Below are 19187 nucleotides of genomic sequence, written 5' to 3'. Positions count from 1 at the left end.
TGTGGCCCTAATTATTATTACTGTTAAATTGTTATGTCTCGTCTGTTTATTGCTGAAAAACCAAGCCTTGGCCGCGCGATTGCTGCTGCACTTCCTAACCCTCAAAAGAAAGACCAAGGCTTCATTCGCTGTGGCAATGGAGACGTGGTGACTTGGTGTATCGGTCATTTATTGGAGCAGGTAGAGCCAGACGCTTATGACGAACGCTACAAAAAATGGAATATGGCGGATCTGCCTATCGTTCCTGAGCAGTGGCAGTTAAGGCCAAGGAAGAGCGCCAGTAAGCAATTGACGGTGATCCGCAAGCTACTTAAAGAGGCCACTGAGGTCATTCATGCCGGAGACCCAGATCGCGAAGGTCAACTTTTGGTTGATGAAGTGCTTGATTACTGCAAATTATCGAAAACCAAAAAAGCCGCTACGCAACGCCTTCTTATTTCCGACTTAAACTTACCCGCCGTCAAACGAGCTCTTAGCTCAATGCGCAGCAACCGCGATTTTATTCCACTTTCCGTGTCCGCGTTGGCGCGTTCTCGGGCGGACTGGCTGTATGGGATGAATATGTCTCGTTCTTATACGTTGTTAGGTCAAAAGGCTGGATATCAGGGCGTGTTATCGGTCGGCCGAGTACAAACGCCAGTTTTGGGGCTTGTGGTTCGCCGCGATGAAGAAATAGAGAACTTTGTTCCTAAAGACTACTACACGCTGTATGCATTAATCCCTTATCAAGATCAAAATGGTGCTTTCGACATTCGTGCGCGTTGGAAGCCAAGTGAAGCGTGTAAACCTTGGCAAGATGAGGAAGGGCGTGTTTTAAACCGAAAGCTGGTGGAGAACGTTGCTGCTCGTATTAAGAACCAGCCAGCCACGGTGAAAGAATCGGAACAGAAGCAAACCAAGCAGTCGGCACCGCTTCCGTACTCTCTGTCCGCTCTACAAATTGATGCTGCGAAGCGCTATGGGATGAGTGCGCAGCAAGTCCTAGATACCTGTCAAGCGTTGTATGAAAAGCACAAACTGATCACTTACCCACGTTCGGATTGTCGTTACCTTCCGATGGAGCACTTTGCACAAGCAGACTCGGTGACTTCGGCGATTTCAAACAATGCCAAAGAGCTGCAAAATGCGGTTCATGGGGCGGACTTGTCACTTAAATCAAAAGCGTGGAACGACAAAAAAGTCGATGCTCACCACGCGATCATTCCGACACCGAAAAAAGCGAGCGTCAACGCATTATCTGGTAATGAGATGAAAGTGTATCAGCTCATTGCACGTCAATATCTCATGCAGTTTTATCCAGCAGCCATATACGCCGAAGCTAAGCTGGTGTTCGATATTGCTGGTGGCACCTTTATCGCCAAAGGTCGTCAGCTGGTTTCTCCAGGCTGGAAAGCGTTGATGGGGAAAACGGACAAAGACGACGATGGCATCGATGCAGTGCCCCCGTTGACGGAAGGAACGGTGCTGACTTGTCGCGAAGGTGAAATCAAAGATCGTAAAACCGAACCGCCACAGCACTTTACCGAAGCGAGCCTACTGCAGGCCATGACGGGAATTGCCCGTTATGTGGCGGACAAAGAGTTGAAAAAAATACTTCGTGACACCGACGGTCTTGGTACGGAAGCCACACGAGCCGGAATACTCGATACGCTTTTCAAACGACAACTTTTGACTCGCCAAGGGAAGTCAATCCTTAGCTCGCCTGCGGGCCGCGGTCTTATTCATGCACTTCCACAAGATGCCACTTATCCTGATATGACCGCGCATTGGGAACACCAGTTGCAAGGTATGGCAGAAAAAAATCAAGCTTACCAGCCATTTATGCAGGCGCTAGAACAGCGGATCGATGGACTAATGGGGCAAGTCAAGTCGGGTCCAATTCCTGAGTCTTTACGCCATTTACCTAAAGTCGAGCGGCCAGCCTTTAAGCGAAAAAAACGCAGTTACTCAAAAGGTGGCGCATCTAAGCCGACTGCATCCAGACGCAAATCTTCGTAAATCGTCAACTTTATCGACAAGCAAGCGGTCTATTTGTATGCCGCTTTTGTGGTTATTCTTTATCAACGGTTTGCGGTTGAATCCATTCTTGAACTTGCTACTATTCTGACGAAATCAATCACAAGACATTGTTATGCTGCCACTGATCTACCACCCAATCTATTCTCAACTTGATTTGCCGGAAGGGCACCGCTATCCGATCATGAAGTATCAATACCTCTATGATGCAGTGCAAAAAAGAATGTTGAAGGAGAACTGGCAAGATAAAGTCCAGTTCTTTGAACCTCAAGCGTTATCGGTTGAAGAAATAAAGGGCGTGCATGATGAAGAGTACGTGGATTTACTTGTCAATGGCACCATGCCAGCGGCCAAGATGCGACGTATAGGCTTTCCATGGAGTGAAGCGCTTATCACGAGAACACTGACGTCGACCGCAGGAACAGTGCTTACTGCGGAAAAAGCGTGGGAACATGGTATTGCTTTGCATCTGAGTGGCGGCTATCACCACGCACATAAAGATTTTGGCAGTGGTTTTTGTTTGTTTAATGATCTTGCCATCGCAGCCAAGCATATGTTGAAGCATGAGCACGTCGATAAAATTTTGATCATCGACAGTGATGTTCATCATGGTGACGGTACTGCGACGCTATGTCAGGAAGAGCCAGACATAGTGACGCTGTCTTTCCATTGCGATAAAAACTTCCCCGCAAGAAAACCTCAGTCTGATCTGGATGTTCCATTGGCGCGAGGAACCAGTGACGAAACCTTCTTAATGACGTTCAAAGAAGTCGTGACCATGGCGCTTAACCTGCACCGCCCTGATATGGTGATTTATGATGCTGGTGTCGATATACACATTGACGATGAACTCGGTTACTTCGATGTGTCTACGCAAGCGATATTGGATCGCGACCGCTTCGTAATGCAGTTAATGAAAGACAGAAGTATTCCAGTTGCGGCGGTAGTAGGTGGGGGATATCGAACCAATCATGAGGATTTAATCCCGATTCATATGCAGCTTATTCAAGCGAGCGTAGAAGCGTTTACATAGTCGACGTTACGCCGAGTCGATTGTAAAAGAACTTGATGCACTAATGAGATAGTCCGCATTCTTCTTTATTTCTGCTTGAATAGAGTGGTGAATACGGTGTTGAATGGTTGGGCATTCCATAACCAGAGGTTTAGATGAGACTTCTTAAAGCATACAAAGTCAGTGTTGTCTTATGTATAGCGGGCATTGTGAGTCTAGTGGCTTACAACACAGTCGGTTCACACGTTGATGAAAATGGTATTTTGGTTGAGCCGTTTGCGCTTATTCCGATCTTCTGGCTGTTAGAGCTACTCGCTGGTGTGGCTTTCGTCGTGACTTACCTGAAGCGTAACAAGGCAAGTAAATAAGCCCTTATAGTTATTGGATGAGTTTCATAATAAACAAATACATACTTGGTTTTAGAGTGTGAAATATTTGTAGATCATAAAAACGAAAAAAACCCGCTGTAAAAACAGCGGTTTTTTCTTAAATGTGGCGGAGAGATAGGGATTTGAACCCTAGATTTGCGACTCTTCGCACCGTTAATGTGCTGATATTAATAGCTTTTAATTTTTGTACCTATCGAATGGCTGAAAAATTGACTCACTTAATTGATAGTAGTTTATCTAGGGAGTTCGGCAAGACAATGGCGTAAACCTATTAGTTTACGTCTTTCAAAGCCGACAACATCGGTTGGTAGTTAAAGTACGACAAAATCGCTTGGTGATCACACTTCACGGCTGACCTTTCTAACACAGAAATGTCCCGAAACGTGTTGTGAGCCAAACTATGAACGTAGATTTTCAGTTAATTTTGACATCCCAAAAGTAATGATTATCAAAAGGCAAGACCAGCCCCCCATTATTGCTTGAACATCATATTAGTAACTTTGCGCGCCCTAGAGGCACTTTTGATCTTACGAATTAAAAAAACAGGTAGCCGAAGGACTAGATTGAAAATATATGGTTAACAATACCTTATATTCAAAGCGACAGCTACGCGATCAGGAAGCTCTTGGATTTGAACCAGCTTCTACACAAAACGGTGGTCTCATCCTGAAGTGATCTTGGCTTCACGATCTATCAGGGTGTGCAAGTCAAGGCTGACGGTGCTTAGACCATGATTGAAGTTTGGGGTTGGCTTATGCTGGCGAAAATAAACTATGGGGATGGTGAAACAACAGTGGGAATCTTAGCGGGGTAAACATACTGACGCCAGTCTTGGACGATACCTATAATCTGAACCGATATCAGATGGTCGAACTCTGCTTTAGCTTGAAAGGAAATTATCTTCCCTACCAGTTGAGCTTTAATCGGGCATTAGCCATATATCGGCGTTATTAGTTGGCTTACCGTATTCAACGTCGGGGCCACCCTCTTCAACTAAAGGATATCCACAATATGGCCGAAAGACTAATACTTGAGGGACAAAGAAAGAATATTCCCAAGAACGGTCAAACTTAGGCCTCAAGGATATTCCAGAAATAAAAATGCCGTTCATTCTAAAGTGAACGGCATTACCATTATACTATGATGTTTTCTTACATATTAACTGAGCTAAATCAACAACGTTATTTACAATACAACAATCATCTCACTTACTTTTTATGCCTTTCTAGTCCTGATGTATTTAATTTTAGCTTCCTCAGTTTTTCCACTTTAATGAAGAAATACATCCCATAGCAACCTGCAATAAAACCAAAACCACCCCATGCAATTATTGAAATCCAAAAAGCAAACTCCTGTAAAGGTCCATTTATGCTGTCAAAAATTTTTAAAAAAACAAAACCAAACAAAATCCCCAGCGCAGGAAACCCAATCATATAGATTAATAAATAGATTAGTCGTTTCATTCTCATTCCTGATTACTTGGATAAACAGGTAAGTTTCCAATTGTATTGCCAAACTATCAGGGTGTGAAGCAACCCAGTGATGTACGTTGATCCGACAGGTTAATATGGTATCAGTCTACTTGTTTTTAAAATAACCCAGTTGCCGTAACGATTCAAGATGAGTTTTTTTGAAATAAAGAGCGCCCGGCAAAACCGACAATATATAACAGAGAAGAAAAAAAACCATATACATGGTGTTTTCTCTAAAAGCAATATTCCATTCAGAAAAGTAGCTAAGCCCAAATAATATTGGGCTAATTAGCAGTGCTGAAAATATCGCATATATCAAGATTGAAGCCGTGTGCTTTACGAACTTATTATCAACAGCACCAACCACTTTCAAAGTTCGTGCATACACATTAAAACCTACCCAAATGATAGATAAGCTTACCAAAAAGAATAAAAATGTAGTTGTCCAAATCATTATCAAAACCTTTGACCTACCGCTTCACCTGCGCCTACCGATATACCTTCAATAACTGAACCTACTGTATTTCCGGGTGCATTGCTAATACCGGGAGCACCAACAGGACGACCTATTATAGGGAAGCGAAGGGGTGGGACATATCGTCCAACGGCATTACCTAATGGTCCGCCTAAGCCACCACCAATCGCCGCACCTACTGCAGCGCAGTGATTGTAGTTATTAGGGCTAGTGACACTATTCCCAGCTATGGCATTACCTACGGCTTGGCCAGCATAACTTGCAACTGCAGCACCAGTGCCGCACCAGCCCAATGAGAAGCATATGGATTAACAAAACCAACTGCTGCACCAGATAAACCACCGGCTGCGGCGCCTCTCCATCCGCCAGAAATATAACCACCAATACCTCCTGAAATTGCACCATAAATTGCGCCTGCAACACCATATTAACCTGTCGGATCAACGTACATCATTGGGTTGCTGCCCACGTAGGCGTAAGTGTTCAACCCACCTTGAAGTCCTATAGGGTCTGACTGGATATACCTTCCAAGACTCGGGTCATAATCACGATAAAAGTTATAACTCAAACCGGATTCGGCGTCACTGTACTGACCGGGGAAACCAATATTAAAACTATATGGCTCAGCCGTGTCATTCGTTACACCGAACGGGCTCGCAGCTCGCTGCCAAATAAGATTTTGTGATTGCAGCAGCCCAATAGGAGAAGAGAGGTGGTCACTCAGTATGCTAGCAATCTCCCCGTCGGTTTCTACGGTGACAGGAGCAAAGCCCGTCGCACCATAGGTATAGTATTTTTGACCTTGCGTGCCACTTTCATTAATAAGTGTGGTACCCAACCAATAAAACTGAGTTTGTTCACCATCAACGGTTTTACTGATACGGCGACCAAGAGGATCGTGAGTATAGCTAGCGCTGACTTCAATCTGGCTTTGAAGTTTTGTTTCCCCATTTTAAGAATCTGGATGATAATACAACTCAGTATTAAGTTGTATTATCAAGTGTTTTCTAATTTAAATTATATGTAAAGATCTAATTATTATGTTTTTTTTGATTTTTCTATTAGTAAAATTATATTTCCACCTTTTTCTTTGACATTAGAAAAAACAACTCTTCTGCAACTAAGTAAGACGTGAATGATAATACATTAGAGTGAAAAATAGAGATGTAAAATAAATATATTAATTTCAATAAAACTGATTTTTTATCTTCCGAGTCTTCCAAAAGTTCCATCAATTTTCGAGTCCTTTTAAAGTTACGTCTACTTAAAGAGACATAAAGTCCACCATTTCTATTTACTTCACTCTGTATTGTCTTTGGACTAATTTCGTTCAGTTTAATCTCATTCATATTTTACTATTCACCAGAATTGCTTTTACAAATCAAGTATGCAGCGAACGCAAAAGCTTGGCAAGACGCACTTCCACCACAAGTTTTTAACAGGTTTTTGTACATGCCACCACAATCCAGCATGCAGCTAACTACGCTGAATAAGAAATCATCTCCTCTAGCGCTAGGGTCGAATATCTTTCCTAATTGACGATGTATATCGACGAACTGGTTTCGAGTTTCATCCCAAACTGATAGTGCAGTTGTTAGACTTTTTTTGTCAACCAGTCTAATAGCAATTAATTCTTTACCTTGTTGAGTTAAGTGAATTTGAGTAAACGCATCTTTATAGTCACTGTCTATAAGTATCCGTTCTTGCTTATTCACTTTTTCTATTATGGAACCATCAGCGCGAACATAGACCAAGCGATTATTACTAGGGGACCATGTTAGTTCTCGAGGTTCAGTCGATAATGAAATACCGTTAAGCTTCCCACTTTTATCAACTATGTATGCCTTCCACTCATCATTATCTAAACCAATAAATGACATTCCTGTCGGTAAGGTTCGAGCTTGAACGTTACACACGTTCAATAACCCTGCAAGAATAAAGCAATAAACTATGAACCTCATGAGATTCGAAAACTCGATAAAGGAAGAAGAGGCCTAACAAATTTTTTAACTACACCAAGTGCGATGATAATCATCATTGCACCTAATATAATTTGAATCGCTGGGTGTCTTGATTCCGTACCAATAGTCAAAGCATGCCAAGATGAAAGATAGAATGCAGGAAGTACTAGCCAATGACCAAACTTGCTAAAAACCCCTGATACCCACAATTTCGAAAAAATAGCACATAGAACTAAAATAAAAGCCAATAGTCCGACAGTGATGCGAGCATGGTAGTAATCATCAATATCCGGCATTAAAAAATGCCCAGTGAAGTGTCCACTACGTAGCGTGGTTGCGGTAATGAATCCACCAATATGTAATAGTATTGAAAATAGAACAGTACATCCGATAGTTTTATGGATAACAACACGACTATTGCTGTCCACAAATGAGGGGAAAAGACCCATTAATGCCTGAAAACCAAACATCATTATAGACATCAGGCTGCAAGTTTTGAAAACACATAAAACCCTTGCCCTATAGGTACAATGTTCGTGAAATATAAAAGTGGGTTACCCGTATGAGATAACCAAACTAAGAGTGGTAGTATAAAAGCAGTTCCAACTATTGTTGCTAATTGAATTCGATTCACTGTGATGTCCATCCTTGAATATAGATTATTTTTCTGTAGGTAAACCTGCAGAGCGCCAGCCATTAAATCCAGCGGGTTCCATCAAAACGACGTTTTTCAATCCTTTGTTTTTCAGAACTTTTGCTGTTTCAAAACCACGAAAATCTTTTAAGCAATATGGCACAATATAGTCATACTTATTCCAACTAGTGGGATCCACATTTTTTAGTTCCTTAAGGGGACGTTGATAGCATCTGGAATATGAGATTCTGCATATTCATCCGGTTCACGAGTGTCGATGAACAACACTTTCCCGAGAGTCATTGCTTGAGCAAGAACTTCAACTTTTTCTTGAGAAACTCCATGTACATAATCAGTATCAAACCATTTTGCATGACTAGGGAAAGTGAGTATCCCCCTAAAAGAATAAATAGACGCATCGATTACCTAATTTTTACCAAATATTGAAGCGTAATAGTAATTATTCTTAAATATGAATTCATACCTTTTTCTGACGTATATATATTTTTTTGATGAACATTACTTCCTTGATTGATGATATACATATCATTTACATTTACTTTTATAAGTTTTTCTCAATTTTTGGGTCAATAGGTGACAGCCTTTATAATCGTTTATCGAATTAAGCTTAGAGAAAACGATAAATAAATTTCATTGTAAGTATTACCGCCACTGGGTTATGTGAATCTGGGCTTATAGCGGGTTTAAATATATTGTCTGATATCGTGGTGTGCTGACACCCAATCAGTATGAACGACCGTATTGGGAAAACTCTGCTATCGTGGCCAGTCTTAGTTGATCACTTGTATGTCGAGGCTTGGACGATTAAGGCATGCATATCATCAGAATGTTTAAGCTTGGGTTTTGGGGCAATAACATTGAGGCGCATTACCTGAGAAATACTAACGACATAACTCTCTCAATGCCGAGATTTTCTGATTCAAGACTTTTTTGATCATTGTAATTAAGAGCACTCTCGAAACTCTGCTTCACTGCTAGAGATACATGGATATTGCGCTCTTAAGCAATTTGATGACCTTTGGTTAGTAGAGAAAGGCGAACTTCGTTTGGAAAGCCCCGCTCACGTAATGTAGTTGGAACGGGAGAACGGTGGTAATAAACGATACATATGTATCATCTATTTGTATTAGGTGACATTTGATCGTCTTAAAACAAAAACGCCGCTGACGAATCAGCGGCGTTTTTGTTGAATGTGGCGGAGAGATAGGGATTTGAACCCTAGATACGCTATTAACGTATGCCGGTTTTCAAGACCGGTGCTTTCAACCACTCAGCCATCTCTCCGTGTTGATGCGCATAATATAAGGCTTTGAAAATCTTGTAAACCCTTAAAATTACTGTTTGCTTTATTTGTAGCCAGTTTTTGATAAAAATTCGAAGTTGCGTCTATTGCTCCAAGCCTATCGCCGTAATCTGTTTGATTTTTAAACCGTCAGATACAAAAAGCCAGTCAATTTTGCAGACTGGCTTGAGCAAAGTCTTGTATCGAAGCATGATGGATGCGCGATACAAAGCCGATTATGCACTAAAAATTTGTGATAACTCGTTCGCACATAGGTGATATTGGCGAGGGCAATTGCGCCATGTTTGCAGCATGCGACGATACTTATCCAACATTGGCATTTGGCTGTTGAAGTGATGATCAGCTTTGTCAAACTGTGGGTATAGCCCTTCTGAATCCACTAAGAAGCGCACGTAATGCACTTGTTGAGCTTCGGTTGCAATATCAAAACCAAGGAATTGCAAACGACGTTGGTCGACTTTGCTGCGTTCTTCTTCATCCAAAATATTGTTGGATTCTTGCATCGCGTGGAACATCTCCATAATGTCGATAATTTCGCGACACTCGGCTTCGGTGATGCGACCGAAGTCTTTGTTCAACTCACACATCTGCAACCCATAACCGCGTTCTACTATGGTTTGTAAGCGTTTGTATTTCGCTGCATTACTTGGGTCAAGCTGAGACATTAGGTTGTATTGGTTCGATAGGATCAAACGTTGAGCGTTCGACATTTCCATGATGACCTCACTAAATTATCTAATACATTTTTAATGTGCTTAGGTTAACGTCTAAACCATGACTGAAACATGATCTCAACACATATTTAATATGAAAAGTGGTAATAATTCTTAAAAAGTAGTCTTACCGCCCTAACTACAATCGCTACTTTTTATGGTAATGATTGTATATGTAATCGCGATCAGAGAACACTCTTAACCATTCAGGTTTAAAGACCGTGAGTACGGCGAGCGACATGCCGTTGAGTAATCCTTCCGGGAACGCGAGTAATGGCACAAAAACAAAATAGTTGTGATGAATCGTCTCCCAGTCGTAATGACCGGAATATAGGTGATACAGTGAGTTGAAAAGAAGGTGTAAGCTGCCGGTGAGCGCACCATTGAAAAAACCAGCAACGAATATGAATACGAAGATGTTTCTTGGTAAGTAATGAAAACTCAACAGAAAAATGAGGTAACTGGTGAGGATAGGAAGTAGAGCCGATAACATGAGTATACTAGGAATGAAAGTCAACGAATTTCCGTGTAACCACTGACTCATGATCATCGCGGGTATACTTAGTAGTAATGCCATGCGCCAACCATACATCATCGTCAGAGTGGTTAACGCGAGAAAGTGAATCTGCAATCCGTCTTTCACGCCTGCCTGGGTAGACCATAAAATAGTGAGAACGAATAAGGTCGCGAAAACCAGATGCTGAAACGACTTCTCCTTTTCTAGTTTGGGCCAAACGTTCTTTCTCCAATCGGGCACACAGCTCACGATGACTATCCAAACAATAACAATTGCCGAGACCAGATTAAACCAATTCATTCTTACTTCCTTGTGCGTTGGCTTCGTTACTATTATTAGGTGATGTCATGAGTTGTACGTGACTCCTAAGTACTGATACCAATCGTAGTAAATAACTGGTCATTCTACACGGAAGACTCGGGCTAGAAAATTCACATCATGGCGATACAAAAATACCAGCGTAGCGCTGGTATTTCTTAGTGTGTGCCAATACTGGATTGAGGGGCGTTTAATACTTTACGTTCGAGTTGTATTGAGCAAGGATAGATTGAATTTCATCCATGGTTTCTTTAGAAGGAGGGTTTACGCCGTCGAGCGGGTACTCCAATCCTAATGCTTCCCATTTATGTGCGCCCAGCTTGTGGTAAGGAAGCAACTCAACTTTTTCGATGTTATCCATGTCTTTAATGAATTCGCCCAGCATATGGGCGGCTTCTGGATCATCGGTATAGCCTGGAACAACGACATAACGAATCCAGGTTTTTTGACCAATTTTGTTTAAGTAGCGAGCAAAGTCGAGAGTACGACGATTCGACACACCAATAAAGTCCTGGTGAATTTCATCTTTCATGTGTTTGATATCAAGCATGACAAGGTCAGTCGCGTCTAACACCTCATCAATGACGTCGGTGTGCTTACGGACATACCCGTTGGTGTCTAGGCAAGTATGAATCCCTTCAGCGTGTGCCGCTCTGAAAAAGTCACGAACGAATTCCGGCTGGAGCATGGCTTCTCCACCAGAGCAAGTGACACCACCCCCTGAAGCATTCATAAAGTGTCGGTAGCTTTTGGCCTCGGCAATGATCTCTTCCACCGATACTTCTTTGCCGTCATGCGTGTCCCAAGTGTCACGGTTATGGCAATATTTGCAACGCATTAAGCAACCTTGCAAGAAGACGATGAAACGAATACCGGGTCCGTCTACGGTACCACATGACTCATAGGAGTGAATACGTCCAGTTGTTGACATCTTTTGCTCTCATTCTTATTGACTTTAACTGTTATTTTATTACAAAAATCAGGGTTAAAACAGCTTAACCTTGCTTAAGTTAGTGCAACTTATTGCTGTATTGAGAATCATTGTTTAGAAGAACGCAAAAACAGAAAGAGAGCCCGTGCCATAAACGTCGGTGTGAGGCTGTTTATAATCTGGCGTCTTTATTGTCATCGTTAAACTGGCTCCCACATTCTCGGTATACCAAGTAGCGCCTGCGACTGCGCTTGCTTGCCAATGCTCTAAGTCTACATCATAGGCTTTCTGGGATCCGGGTATACCTGAGCGCTTGCCTTCGATGGTCATGTCATTAAAGCGGTAGTGACCTTCGAAACCTCCAAAGACGAACCAGCTACTGGTATTTTTGGCTAACATGCTGGCCGAGAAGGGACTTTCCACACTGATGTTTGCGGCGCCTATGCTGTTGGCGAGGTGAGTACCCCAACGAAACATGACTCCTTGAGAAATATCGCTACGAAAGTTACCGGCGTTAATGTTGTTAACGTTGGTGATTTCCCATTGTGTTGTGTTTTCGTCACTACGTAGTAATTTATTGAAAGCTCGATAGCCGACACTGAAGGCGACTTTGTCATCGATTTGATACTCCCATCCATTTGGATCCGGCGAGCCAGTAATATTATGCACAAATAGCTGTGCTTTTTCAGATAGGGCGCTGTCACCCGTTGCACCAATCGTAAAATTGTAGCGAATCGCTTTGTCTGAAGTCAGAGAAAGGTAGTTGATTTCAGTGTGGAGATAGCCAGCATAGGGGCGATCATTGGCAAGAGGGTAATCGGCTTCTATGTCACTTGGCGTCCACATTTTATGACCGAATACTAACTCGATTTTATCGATGTTTTCTGTGTTGGATTGGTGAAGACTAAGCCAATCCCATTCGCTCTGCTTTCGTAGCTGACCCGTTGCGTATGAGAAAAATACGCCATTGGTATAATCGTGGTCAACGCCAAAAACTCCATCGTTGTCGAGCGTAAAAGAGAGGGTGGACTGTGTCGATGCAAAGGCAACAGGAGACAAAAGGGGAATAACAAATAGTTTGCTGAGTTTCATATACTTCATTTACTCGCTTTTTTATGCATCATACGAAAGAATGACAGCGAAATCTTTTGCCAAGTCACAAGTTTGACTCTAGAGATAAAAAAAGGCTGATGCTTTGTAGCATCAGCCTTTGTTGTATCAATCTACGTTATTTCAGAGAGTTATTATAGAGACTCAGTGAATGTACGTGCGATTACGTCAGCTTGTTGCTCTGCAGTTAGAGAGTTAAAGCGTACTGCGTAACCAGAGACACGGATTGTAAGCTGAGGGTATTTCTCTGGGTGCTTAACAGCGTCTTCTAGAGTTTCGCGGTTAAGAACGTTCACGTTTAGGTGTTGACCACCTTCAATACCTGCTTCGTGGTGGAAGTAACCATCCATCAGACCAGCAAGGTTAGCGCGTTGAGAACCTTCATCTTTACCTAGAGCGTTAGGTACGATCGAGAAGGTGTAAGAGATACCATCTTGTGCGTCAGCAAACGGCAGTTTTGCAACTGAAGTTAATGATGCAACCGCACCTTTCTCATCGCGACCGTGCATTGGGTTTGCACCTGGAGCAAATGGAGCACCAGCACGACGACCATCAGGTGTGTTACCCGTTTTCTTACCGTAAACCACGTTTGAAGTGATAGTAAGAATTGACTGAGTAGGGATTGCGTCGCGGTAAGTCTTAAGCTTACGGATTTTGCCCATAAATACAGAAACAAGTTCACATGCGATGTCATCAACGCGTGGGTCGTTGTTACCGAATTTAGGGTAGTCGCCTTCGATTTCGAAGTCGATCGCTAGACCGTTTTCATCACGAATAGGTTTAACTGTAGCGTATTTGATTGCAGACAGAGAGTCAGCAGCCACAGAAAGACCAGCGATACCACAAGCCATTGTACGTTTAACGTCACGGTCATGTAGAGCCATTAGAGACGCTTCGTAGCTGTACTTGTCGTGCATGAAGTGGATTGCGTTTAGTGCAGTCACGTACTGCTTCGCTAGCCAATCCATGAAGTGGTCCATTTTCTCCCACAACTCATCGTAGTTCAGTACATCGCCTTCGATCTTAGGCATTTGTGGACCAACTTGGATTTTTAGCTTCTCATCCACACCACCGTTGATGGTGTAAAGCATAGTTTTCGCAAGGTTAGCACGAGCACCGAAGAACTGCATTTGCTTACCAACAACCATTGGAGATACACAACATGCGATTGCGTAGTCGTCAGAGTTCATGTCTGGACGCATTAGGTCGTCGTTTTCGTACTGGATAGAAGAAGTATCGATAGATACTTTCGCACAGAACTTCTTGAAGCCTTCAGGTAGTTGCTCAGACCAAAGAACAGTGATGTTCGGCTCTGGAGAAGGACCCATTGTGTATAGAGAGTTTAGGAAACGGAAGTTTGTACGAGTAACCAGTGTACGTCCGTCAAGACCCATACCACCCATAGACTCAGTTGCCCAGATTGGGTCACCAGAGAACAGATCATCGTACTCAGGAGTACGTAGGAAACGAACCATACGTAGCTTCATTACGAAGTGGTCGATCATTTCTTGAGCTTGGTCTTCAGTGATGCGACCAGCAGCGATATCACGCTCAATGAAGATGTCTAGGAACGTAGAAGTACGGCCTAGAGACATTGCCGCGCCGTTTTGAGATTTAACAGCAGCTAGGTAACCGAAGTAAGTCCACTGGATAGCTTCTTGTGCAGTTTCAGCAGGACGAGAAATGTCACAACCGTATTTAGCAGCCATTTCTTTGATTTGACCTAGCGCACGATGTTGCTCAGCGATCTCTTCACGAAGCTGCATTGTCATTTGTAGGTCTTCGCCGTTCTCGAAACGCTCTTGTAGAGAAGAGAACTGTGCGAATTTATCCTTCATTAGGAAATCAATACCGTATAGAGCAATACGACGGTAGTCACCGATGATACGACCACGACCGTAAGCATCTGGAAGACCAGTCAGTACGCCAGATTTACGACACGCCATGATCTGTGGCGTGTAGATGTCGAAAACGCCTTGGTTGTGTGTTTTACGGTATTCTGTGTAGATTTTCTTAACTTGCGGATCTAGCTCACGATTGTATGCTTTGCATGAACCTTCAACCATGCGGATACCACCGTTAGGGATGATCGCACGTTTCAGCGGAGCGTCAGTTTGTAGACCAACGATAGTTTCAAGATCTTTCTCGATGTAGCCTGCATCGTGAGCAGTGATGGTAGAGATAACTGAAGTATCAAAGTCAACTGGAGCGTGAGTCGAGTTTTCTTGTTTGATACCTTCCATTACCTTAGCCCAAAGCTTGTTAGTTGCTTCAGTACCTTCAGAAACTAGGAAAGATTCGTCGCCTTCATACGGAGAATAGTTTTTCTGAATGAAATCACGAACGTTTACTTCGTTTTGCCAATCACCTTCAGCAAAACCTTCCCAAGCTTTAGCAAATTGCTCTGCCATGACATACCTACCTTTTTAGTAGAAAAAAATACGCACTGCTTCGCCGTTGAGCCAGCTATCCTCGTTCAGGTGAGGAACAGTACACTCTTATGAATAACAATATTTATAGTCTCAAATTCACAATACTGGGTAGTAAAACTATAAATATTGTCACTACAAATTAACGCCGTTTCGTTAACCTATAGTGAAAGACTAAACTAAAATTTTTTTGCAAACCTTAAACTAAATCAATAAATCTTCAAAAAATGCGATAAAAATGGGGTAGCGACCAGCGCTACCCACATATTTGTTGAAATTATAGCTTTATTATAGCCAAGCTTTTAATCCATATTGATCTTCTAGCATACCAACAGCAAGCATAGCAACTAAACAGATAATAAAGACAGTGACAGGAATAATAATTTTATCCATGAATGACAAGCGTGATGCACGTTCTTTGTCGCCAATTAATCCGTTGTTATCTAGGAACATGGTTAATGCCCAAGCTAGCACTGGGTTAGCGACGATAGATGCAAAGATACAGATACCCGCTGCTTGTGAATCTTTTGTGTCACGCACCATCTGCATACCTGCTTCAAGTAAAGGAAGCGATACACCGACAAGCAGCGCGACGCGCATGACTGGTGGCCATACTGCAACGTCCATTGGGAAACCAAGAATCGCAACGATAATACATAGAGAGCCTAGAAGAATCGCACCTGCCGGAATTGGACGTTTCGCGATAGCCGCTGGGATCATGTAAGTTCCCCAAGATGACGTGATGTTACCGCCACCAACAGCAGTACCGACCATCTGACGGAAAGAACACATCGTCATGGTGTCATCCACGTCCATCAGTACTTTTTCTGTCTTACGTGGGTAGTTCATTTCCTGGAAGATACGGTGGCCAAGGAAATCTGGTGACCACATCGCAACAGCAAGAATCGCGAATGGTAATGATGCGATAAAGTGCTCTGCAGTTGGTAAACCAAGCATCCAACCTTCCTCGGTGCTGCCCCACCAGTAAACTGGATTAAGGTTTGGCAGACCTGTTTTTGTCTCGAATACAATGTCAAAGCCAGCACCAAGAACCAGCGCAATCGCAAGACCGGTGAATGCACACACTGGAATTGCCAACCAACGTTTGTTGATTTTCGCAAGATAAGCATAGATAGCGACTGTGATACCAAGAACAACAAAGCCAACGTAACCCATGCTACCAGCGGCAACATCGGCAGACTCCAGCCCTGTTGCCCAGGATTGAATGGAGTTGATTTGGCTAATCGTACCTGTTAGGCCTAAGAAAATAAGCAAACCACCGGCGGTGCCTTCAGAAGTGAGGTTGACGAGTTTTGAGCCGCCTTTAAAAAATGAGAGTAGAAGACCAAAAATACCGATCAGAATGGCAAGAGCAAGAGGGTGAGCACCTGCTAGAGCGATAGTACCGATCAATGGAATCATTGGGCCATGGTTACCGGCGAGGTTTGCTTTAGGGTTAAAAACACCTGAAGCTAAAATACAGAAAAGAAGAGCAGGGATCAGCATTTCGACACGAGCGACTTCAATTGCGAACTCTTTGGTCAAATGCACATGGTCCCATGCTTGGGTTAAACCTTCAGCCCAAGACATCATTACTGCAGAATACATCGCAATAATGCCGATAGTACCCGCAATAGCTGGAACAAAATCTTCAAGCTCAAAACGGAAATCACGACCTGGCAAGTTTAAGCCGAAACGACGTGGCTTCATGATTTGCAGTTCGTGGTCTAGATAGTCTGAACGACTGGCGAACTCAGATGCTGGACGATGAAGCTCACGGTAGCTTTTGGTCTCGATATCTGAATCAGAATGCGCTTTATTCACTGCGTCTGACATAGATTCCTCATATATTTTAAAGTTATGAATTCTTAAGTATGAACTCTTAAATAAGTGCCAGTGTTGTGTCGAACTGAAGTATCTCAATCGGACAGTCGTCGCCGGCGGTCATTAGACTTGTAGCACTCAATTTACGTGCTTAAGCATAGCCAATAACTGATTTATAACGTTGCTATTATTATGATTGTGCTGAGGCACAGGAAAATCCTCATTTTATGGCTGGAGTCTATCAACATAACTATAAAGAGTGATTGATTTAGATCACTTTAGAACTATATCTGAAACTTTGCTACAAAACGGCGGGTTGCGTCGATCATATAGCGCTTAAGTGTGTAATTTCATTACATAACTTGAGTTGAGTTAGCGTTATCAGGTCACATTTCACATATCAATGAAATATCCCCTGATGTTCTATCGGGTGGTGAAAACTTGGCTTCATTTTTGCTTAGTTCCTAAAAATGACGAATTTATGGCTATCTATTGCCGCTTGACTTATTTAGGAAGAAGACATGAAAAAGCTCAAAATAGTGCCTTTAGTGGCAATCATCTCAGGAATCATGGTCGGTTGTGGCGGAGGTGGCGGCGGTGGCGGCGGTGCGCCTCAAACTCAGTACAACTTTACGTTCGTAACACCTAAGACACAGACGTTAGATAGCAACGGCTCTTGTACTATCTATGATCGTAATACAACTAATGGTGTTGTGGAGGTCCTGAATTATCATAGAATTGGTGGAGTATTAGATACTCAGCTTACCGCTTATTACTCTGATGCGTCGGGTAACCGTGTTGGTGACTTAGTGACGGCAAGTAACGATAAATTGACGATTATTCGCCAGTCTATACCAGATGGCGGTAGTGTAACGATCCAAGAAGTGGACGGAACGGTCATTAACGCATTAACGTTTACTAAAGCGCTTCTAGAAGCAGATTCTTCACTACGCAACGTATACCTATCTGCTCAATCGAATGTTAGCAACACTACTTGTTTGACTGGTAGCAATGATGCAATGGTCAATAAAAGTAACCTAGACTATAAAGCTGCAGAAGACGCATCGGGTAATCCGTTCTCAACGTTTTACTTCGATTCTCAATATGACACCGTTGAAGCAAACGAATCGCGTTTTACTAATGGTCAAAAGTTATCCGCAGTAAAAGATGAAAAGACCATGGTTGCTCAATATAGAACCGGTTCACGAGCATCTTTATATCAGTACGGATTCGATGGTTGGAACGATAATCGAATGGTGTTTGCAGGAAACCAATCCACACCGTCTGTCAGCAATTCGGGCATCAACTTTAAAACGATTGATATCGACGCCATTTACCGCAACTTTTCTTATCGTTTGGCTGAAGTCGCGAAAGGGAATGCTTTTTACCATCCAGACAGTTTGAAAGGTGATCAATGGGCCTTTAGCGTCGAAGGCACAATTGCAACCAATGGTTGGAATGCGACTTACACTGACGTGGTATCAGACGACTGGCGCGTTGTTGTAGATGAATCTTCATTATTCTCGGTTAGCAATACCCAAAATACTAAGCCAGGTGTATCAAATGGCAATGTTTATGTGCGTGACAGTATTGCTCTAGGCGATGAAAATGGTTTACAGCGTTTGACCTACCAACAAGGGAAAAGTGTAAATTCGGTGCCATACATTGTTCGACATTCAGTTTACTCATTGATCAGCGGTAAGGTTGTTGTTCCTAAGTTGGACTACTCAAGTATTTCTGGTATTAGTGGGCTAGTGGTATCAAGTGGTTCAAACATGACGCAAAGTTATGTGTTTACTGAAGATCAAAGTGACTTAAAAGCAACAGACTTTATGACTGCGTTTGCCAACGAAGACGGCACGAGCACGACAAAAGATGCATTGGGCATTGTGATGAATGAACAAGAAGTTAGAAGCGTTAATAACCGAATGGCCAAAACGAAGACATTACGCTTAGAGCGCACTAATTAGTACTCGTATTGATTGACTAAACTAGAACCAACTAACACTTTTATAATTTATCTAGCCCCTAGTTTTAGGGGCTTTTTTATGTCAAATATTCA

At 42.6% G+C, this 19187-nt stretch carries 18 protein-coding genes, 1 tRNA gene and 1 pseudogene; 5 read left to right on the top strand and 15 right to left on the bottom strand.

The features are described from left to right. Positions 1-33 precede the first annotated feature (33 nt). From SU60_RS07085 to SU60_RS21290, 4 genes and pseudogenes are all read left to right on the top strand, one after another. Positions 34-1998, top strand: coding sequence for a DNA topoisomerase III (locus SU60_RS07085; RefSeq protein ID WP_041154903.1), 1965 nt, complete (start codon positions 34-36; stop codon positions 1996-1998). A 133-nt stretch (positions 1999-2131) separates the two neighbouring features. Then, positions 2132-3049, top strand: a complete 918-nt coding sequence (locus tag SU60_RS07080; protein WP_041154902.1) for a histone deacetylase family protein — start codon at positions 2132-2134, stop codon at positions 3047-3049. Positions 3050-3183: 134 nt separating this feature from the next. Then, positions 3184-3396 carry a DUF3955 domain-containing protein gene (locus SU60_RS07075; RefSeq protein WP_041154901.1) on the top strand — a complete coding sequence of 71 codons (213 nt, stop codon included), beginning with the start codon at positions 3184-3186 and terminating at the stop codon, positions 3394-3396. A gap of 861 nt (positions 3397-4257) precedes the next feature. Next, positions 4258-4561, top strand: a pseudogene (locus SU60_RS21290) (IS4 family transposase); the annotation flags it as partial. Between the two features lie 64 nt (positions 4562-4625). On the opposite strand, the gene SU60_RS07070 reads toward SU60_RS21290, so the two are convergent. From SU60_RS07070 to SU60_RS07005, 15 genes are all read right to left on the bottom strand, one after another. Beyond that, a complete protein-coding gene (locus SU60_RS07070) occupies positions 4626-4880 on the bottom strand; it encodes a hypothetical protein (protein WP_041154900.1) in 255 nt (84 codons plus the stop codon). A gap of 115 nt (positions 4881-4995) precedes the next feature. Then, a complete protein-coding gene (locus tag SU60_RS07065; RefSeq protein ID WP_041154899.1) occupies positions 4996-5343 on the bottom strand; it encodes a hypothetical protein in 348 nt (115 codons plus the stop codon). Between the two features lie 2 nt (positions 5344-5345). After that, a complete protein-coding gene (locus tag SU60_RS07060) occupies positions 5346-5657 on the bottom strand; it encodes a hypothetical protein (RefSeq protein WP_041154898.1) in 312 nt (103 codons plus the stop codon). A 134-nt stretch (positions 5658-5791) separates the two neighbouring features. Then, positions 5792-6289: an RHS repeat-associated core domain-containing protein gene (locus SU60_RS07055; protein WP_084735683.1), complete on the bottom strand. Its 498-nt coding sequence runs from the start codon at positions 6287-6289 to the stop codon at positions 5792-5794. A 430-nt stretch (positions 6290-6719) separates the two neighbouring features. Further along, positions 6720-7280, bottom strand: a complete 561-nt coding sequence (locus SU60_RS07045) for a hypothetical protein (protein ID WP_128814633.1) — start codon at positions 7278-7280, stop codon at positions 6720-6722. Positions 7281-7321: 41 nt separating this feature from the next. Further along, positions 7322-7807, bottom strand: a complete 486-nt coding sequence (locus SU60_RS07040) for a hypothetical protein (RefSeq protein WP_041154894.1) — start codon at positions 7805-7807, stop codon at positions 7322-7324. A 177-nt stretch (positions 7808-7984) separates the two neighbouring features. Continuing rightward, positions 7985-8158 carry a hypothetical protein gene (locus tag SU60_RS21975; protein WP_164833039.1) on the bottom strand — a complete coding sequence of 58 codons (174 nt, stop codon included), beginning with the start codon at positions 8156-8158 and terminating at the stop codon, positions 7985-7987. A gap of 5 nt (positions 8159-8163) precedes the next feature. Then, positions 8164-8352, bottom strand: coding sequence for a rhodanese-like domain-containing protein (locus tag SU60_RS22885; RefSeq protein ID WP_425337373.1), 189 nt, complete (start codon positions 8350-8352; stop codon positions 8164-8166). 821 nt (positions 8353-9173) lie between these two features. Next, positions 9174-9264, bottom strand: a tRNA-Ser gene (locus SU60_RS07035). A gap of 234 nt (positions 9265-9498) precedes the next feature. Next, positions 9499-9999, bottom strand: a complete 501-nt coding sequence (locus SU60_RS07030) for a YfbU family protein (protein WP_041154893.1) — start codon at positions 9997-9999, stop codon at positions 9499-9501. A gap of 145 nt (positions 10000-10144) precedes the next feature. After that, the gene (locus SU60_RS07025) at positions 10145-10813 is read right to left on the bottom strand and encodes an energy-coupling factor ABC transporter permease (protein ID WP_041154892.1); all 669 of its coding nucleotides are present in this window, start codon (positions 10811-10813) and stop codon (positions 10145-10147) included. Positions 10814-11021: 208 nt separating this feature from the next. Next, a complete protein-coding gene (pflA, locus tag SU60_RS07020) occupies positions 11022-11762 on the bottom strand; it encodes a pyruvate formate lyase 1-activating protein (RefSeq protein ID WP_041154891.1) in 741 nt (246 codons plus the stop codon). A gap of 114 nt (positions 11763-11876) precedes the next feature. Continuing rightward, positions 11877-12854 carry a lipid A deacylase LpxR family protein gene (locus SU60_RS07015; protein ID WP_041154935.1) on the bottom strand — a complete coding sequence of 326 codons (978 nt, stop codon included), beginning with the start codon at positions 12852-12854 and terminating at the stop codon, positions 11877-11879. Positions 12855-13006: 152 nt separating this feature from the next. Continuing rightward, positions 13007-15283, bottom strand: a complete 2277-nt coding sequence (gene pflB, locus SU60_RS07010) for a formate C-acetyltransferase (protein WP_041154890.1) — start codon at positions 15281-15283, stop codon at positions 13007-13009. A 306-nt stretch (positions 15284-15589) separates the two neighbouring features. After that, positions 15590-17137, bottom strand: a complete 1548-nt coding sequence (locus SU60_RS07005) for a DUF3360 family protein (protein ID WP_041154889.1) — start codon at positions 17135-17137, stop codon at positions 15590-15592. A 509-nt stretch (positions 17138-17646) separates the two neighbouring features. Between SU60_RS07005 and SU60_RS07000 the strand changes: the two genes are divergently transcribed. Next, a complete protein-coding gene (locus SU60_RS07000) occupies positions 17647-19095 on the top strand; it encodes a hypothetical protein (RefSeq protein WP_041154888.1) in 1449 nt (482 codons plus the stop codon). The last annotated feature ends 92 nt before the right edge of the window (positions 19096-19187 follow it).

The sequence above is a fragment of the Vibrio mytili genome, assembly GCF_000830505.1.
In the GTDB taxonomy this organism is placed as follows: Bacteria; Pseudomonadota; Gammaproteobacteria; order Enterobacterales; family Vibrionaceae; genus Vibrio; species Vibrio mytili.
Note: the sequence above shows the minus strand (reverse complement) of the source record. Positions and strands in the feature narration are given on the sequence as shown.

What these genes read in the sequence shown, in the direction of transcription:
- pflA (WP_041154891.1), bottom strand. Translation starts at nt 11,762, where the DNA reads ATGTCAACAACTGGACGTATTCACTCCTATGAGTCATGTGGTACCGTA.
- SU60_RS07075 (WP_041154901.1), top strand. Translation starts at nt 3,184, where the DNA reads ATGAGACTTCTTAAAGCATACAAAGTCAGTGTTGTCTTATGTATAGCG.
- SU60_RS07065 (WP_041154899.1), bottom strand. Translation starts at nt 5,343, where the DNA reads ATGATTTGGACAACTACATTTTTATTCTTTTTGGTAAGCTTATCTATC.
- pflB (WP_041154890.1), bottom strand. Translation starts at nt 15,283, where the DNA reads ATGGCAGAGCAATTTGCTAAAGCTTGGGAAGGTTTTGCTGAAGGTGAT.
- SU60_RS07030 (WP_041154893.1), bottom strand. Translation starts at nt 9,999, where the DNA reads ATGGAAATGTCGAACGCTCAACGTTTGATCCTATCGAACCAATACAAC.
- SU60_RS07085 (WP_041154903.1), top strand. Translation starts at nt 34, where the DNA reads ATGTCTCGTCTGTTTATTGCTGAAAAACCAAGCCTTGGCCGCGCGATT.
- SU60_RS07070 (WP_041154900.1), bottom strand. Translation starts at nt 4,880, where the DNA reads ATGAAACGACTAATCTATTTATTAATCTATATGATTGGGTTTCCTGCG.
- SU60_RS07025 (WP_041154892.1), bottom strand. Translation starts at nt 10,813, where the DNA reads ATGAATTGGTTTAATCTGGTCTCGGCAATTGTTATTGTTTGGATAGTC.
- SU60_RS07005 (WP_041154889.1), bottom strand. Translation starts at nt 17,137, where the DNA reads ATGTCAGACGCAGTGAATAAAGCGCATTCTGATTCAGATATCGAGACC.
- SU60_RS07040 (WP_041154894.1), bottom strand. Translation starts at nt 7,807, where the DNA reads ATGTCTATAATGATGTTTGGTTTTCAGGCATTAATGGGTCTTTTCCCC.
- SU60_RS07000 (WP_041154888.1), top strand. Translation starts at nt 17,647, where the DNA reads ATGAAAAAGCTCAAAATAGTGCCTTTAGTGGCAATCATCTCAGGAATC.
- SU60_RS07080 (WP_041154902.1), top strand. Translation starts at nt 2,132, where the DNA reads ATGCTGCCACTGATCTACCACCCAATCTATTCTCAACTTGATTTGCCG.
- SU60_RS07015 (WP_041154935.1), bottom strand. Translation starts at nt 12,854, where the DNA reads ATGAAACTCAGCAAACTATTTGTTATTCCCCTTTTGTCTCCTGTTGCC.